Source organism: Pseudomonas emilianonis (genome assembly GCF_023072625.1).
In the GTDB taxonomy this organism is placed as follows: Bacteria; Pseudomonadota; Gammaproteobacteria; order Pseudomonadales; family Pseudomonadaceae; genus Aquipseudomonas; species Aquipseudomonas paraveronii.
Genome location: NZ_JAKNRV010000442.1, coordinates 1 through 3684 on the forward strand (window position 1 = coordinate 1; position 3684 = coordinate 3684).

At 63.2% G+C, this 3684-nt stretch carries 4 protein-coding genes and 1 pseudogene; all 5 read left to right on the plus strand.

All coding sequences use genetic code 11. The features are described from left to right. A pseudogene (locus tag L9Z73_RS27090) lies at window positions 1-448 on the plus strand (patatin-like phospholipase family protein); the annotation flags it as partial. A gap of 77 nt (window positions 449-525) precedes the next feature. Then, a complete protein-coding gene (gene queD, locus L9Z73_RS27095) occupies window positions 526-882 on the plus strand; it encodes a 6-carboxytetrahydropterin synthase QueD (protein WP_017736453.1) in 357 nt (118 codons plus the stop codon). Window positions 883-913: 31 nt separating this feature from the next. Then, window positions 914-1537, plus strand: a complete 624-nt coding sequence (locus L9Z73_RS27100) for an NUDIX hydrolase (RefSeq protein ID WP_247407682.1) — start codon at window positions 914-916, stop codon at window positions 1535-1537. A 191-nt stretch (window positions 1538-1728) separates the two neighbouring features. After that, window positions 1729-2997, plus strand: coding sequence for a cytosine permease (gene codB / locus L9Z73_RS27105; protein WP_247407684.1), 1269 nt, complete (start codon window positions 1729-1731; stop codon window positions 2995-2997). Next, window positions 2994-3684 (plus strand): PucR family transcriptional regulator ligand-binding domain-containing protein (locus tag L9Z73_RS27110; protein WP_247407686.1); only part of this gene is annotated, 691 nt, incomplete at its 3' end. The genes codB and L9Z73_RS27110, both read left to right, overlap by 4 nt.

A 3684-nucleotide genomic window follows, 5' to 3' on the forward strand; every position in this document is an offset into this window, starting at 1 on the left:
CCTGCGCCAGGCGCTGCTGGCGTCCGGCTCGATCCCCATGGTGATGCAAGGCGTGCGCGACCTGCCTGGCGCTGGCACGGGCACCTACCGCGACGGCGGCCTGCTGGATTACCACCTCGACCTGCCCTACCACGGCGATGACATCGTGCTGTACCCGCACTTCACCGACCGCGTCATCCCCGGCTGGTTCGACAAGGGCCTGCCGTGGCGACGCAGCAATCAACAAGGCTTGCAGGACGTGTTGCTGCTGGCACCGTCGAAGGACTACCTGGCCCGACTGCCCCACGGCAAACTGCCGGACCGCAGCGACTTCAAGCGTTTTCTGGGCGATGACGCGAGTCGCAACAAGTACTGGCAAACCGCGATGAGCGAGAGCCGGCGCCTGGGCGATGAGTTTCTGCAACTGGCCGACCAGGGTGGCCTGGGCGAGCGCTTGCAGACGCTTTGACCCAGCGGTATGCGCGAGGCGCGGTGTAGCTGTTAAACTCGCCGCCTGCCAGAAACCTGACCGAGCTGAAAAATACTGTGGAAATCTTCAAGGAATTTACATTCGAATCCGCCCACCGCCTGCCCCACGTGCCAGACGGCCACAAGTGCGGGCGCCTGCATGGGCATTCGTTCAAGGTGGCGATCCACCTGAGCGGCGACCTGGACCCCCATACCGGCTGGATTCGCGACTTCTCGGAGATCAAGGCGATTTTCAAGCCGCTCTATGAACGCCTCGACCACAACTACCTGAACGACATCCCCGGCCTGGAAAACCCCACCAGCGAAGTGCTGGCCAAGTGGATCTGGACCGAATTGAAACCCCTGCTGCCCGAACTCAGCGCGATTCGCATCCATGAAACCTGCACAAGCGGCTGCATCTATCGCGGCGAGTAAACCTCACGTCAACGCCCTGTCGGAGCGCCCTATGGAAAACACCTGGCTGGCCCAGGCCAAACGCTTACAGGCATTGGCTTCCACGGGGCTGCATTTTTGCACCGACGACTTCGAACGCGAGCGCCTGGAGGAAATTGCCGAGATCGCCCACAGCATGCTCGCGCAATTGGGCAATGTGCCGCTGGAACGCATCACCGGGCTGGTCTCGGATTTCGCCCAGCGCTACTCGACGCCGATGATCGATGTACGCGGCGCGGTGATCGACGGCGAGCGCATTCTGCTGGTGCGCGAGGCGACCGATGGTTGCTGGGCGCTGCCGGGGGGTTATGCCGATATCGGTCTGTCGGCGGCGGAAAACATCGTCAAGGAGATCCGCGAGGAAGCCGGGCTGACGGTAACAGCGCGGGCGCTCTATAGCGTCACGCACAAAGCCAAGGGCTTGTACCGCGCGGATGTGCGGGACTTCTACAAGCTGTATTTCCTGTGTGAACGGGTCGACCAACTGGCGCCGACGGCCGGCTTCGAAACCACCGAGGTGGGGTTTTTCGCCCTCGACGAGCTGCCGCCGCTGTCCCGTGGGCGCACCATCGAAAGTGATCTTGAGGCGGCCTTTGCCTTTCATCGCGGCGAGACCACGCAGACGCTGTTCGACTGATCCAATGTGTATCACCGCTGCACCGCTTTCGTGCCCGATTGGGCACCGCGACTACTCCCGCCCGCGCTCCGCCCCTGTTTGGCGATAAATCCTGTGCACGCTGCACAACGCCCACCGTGCGCCCGTCACTGCGGCTGAATTGGCACGCACGGTGCAATAGGCCTGCGTCACTCATTCAGGGAGCAAGGCACATGACGCAGCAAGAACCGGGTAACGATTACCCCCTCAGCGAAGTCCCGATGCATGCACGCAAGGGCCTGGCGTCCACCGCCATGGTGCTGCTGGGCTTTACCTTTTTTACCGCGACCATGTTTGCCGGCGGCAAGCTGGGCGTGGCGTTCAGTTTCGTCGACATGCTCGGCGTCGTGGCCTTGGGTAACCTGCTGTTGGGCATTTATGCCGCAGGCTTGGGTTACATCGCATTCAAGAGCGGCCTGAACTCGGTGTTGATGGGGCGCTTCTGTTTTGGCGAAGTCGGCAGCAAGCTCAGTGATTTGATCCTCGGTTTCACCCAGATCGGCTGGTATGCCTGGGGCACCGCTACCGCCGCCGTGGTGTTGGGCAAATATTTCGAGCTGAGCCAGGGCAACGTGCTCGCGCTGATGGTGGTGTTTGGCCTGCTGTTCTGCGCCACGGCCTACGTGGGGTATCGCGGGCTGGAGATTTTGTCCTACATCGCCGTGCCGGCCATGGGCATTCTGTTGTGCCTGTCGATGTGGGTCGCCACGGTGAAAGTCGGCGGGCTGCAGGGGTTGCTGGCGGTGGTGCCGACGTCGGAGCTGGACTTGTCGACGGCGATCACGTTGGTGTTCGGCACCTTTGTCAGCGGCGCGACCCAGGCCACCAACTGGACGCGCTTTTCGCGCTCGGCCAAGGTCGCGGTGCTCGCCAGCCTGATCGGTTTCTTTGTCGGCAACGGCTTGATGGTGCTGATCGGGGCCTATGGCGCCATCGTCTATCAACAACCCGACGTGGTGGAGGTGTTGCTGCTGCAAGGCTTTGCCACAGCTGCGATGGCCATGTTGCTGCTCAATATCTGGAGCACTCAGGACAACACCATCTACAACTTCGCCGTGGCCGGTTGCAACCTGCTGCGCACCCGCCGCCGCAAGACAGTCACCCTGGCCGGTGCGGTGATCGGCACGCTGCTGGCGTTGCTCGGCATGTACGACATGCTGGTGCCGTACCTGATCCTGCTGGGCACGGTGATTCCACCGATTGGCGGGGTGATCATGGCGGACTTCTTCTATCGCTATCGCGGCCACTACCCGCGCCTGGCCGATGCGCGCCTGCCTGCGTTCAACTGGCCGGGGCTGACGGCCTACGCCGTGGGCACCGTACTGGCGTTCAATTCGCCCTGGGTGGCGCCGTTGGTGGGGATCGTGGCCGCGTCGCTGACCTACATGGCGCTCACCGCCGTACTGCGCGGGCGGACAGCGTTGGCTGACGCACAGGCATGAGCCTGACCATCGCCGATGTGCTCGCCCTGCCGGGGCTGGAGTCTCTGTGCCTGCGCGCCGGGGCGGCGGGTCTGGAGAATGCCGTGCGCTGGCCGTATGTCGCGGAAAACAGTGGCATCGCCGAGTGGGTGCTGGGCGGCGAACTGGTGTTCGTCACCGGTATCAATCACCCACGGGACGAGGCCAACTTGCTGCAACTGCTGGAGGAAGCCTGCCTGCGTCAGGTGGCCGGGTTGGTGATTCTTACCGGGCCGGCCTATATCCAGGCGATTCCCCAGCGCTTGCTGGACGCCGCCGAAGCCGCCGACATGCCGCTGATCGAACAGCCTTACTCGCTGAAAATGGTGCTGGTGACCCAGGCGATCGGTTCAGCGTTGATCCATTCGGAGCAATTGGGCCGCTCGCGGCACGATGTGCTGGAGCGGTTGCTGGCCGGTGACTATCAATCATTGGATCTGCTGCTGCACCGCGCCGCACAGTTGGGTATGCCCCTGGCCGGCCAGTGGCAAATCGTGCAGTTGCAGTTGGAGGGCAGCGACGCGTTATTTACCCAGGGTGAGGCCGCGCAGATGGAAGCGCAGTTGGCGCGGCAACACGACAGCATTACCCGGCGCTTGCGGCAGTTTTCGGCCTCGGTGCCGGTACTCGGGCGGGCCGGGCAATGGACGTTGCTGCTGCCGGCCGCCG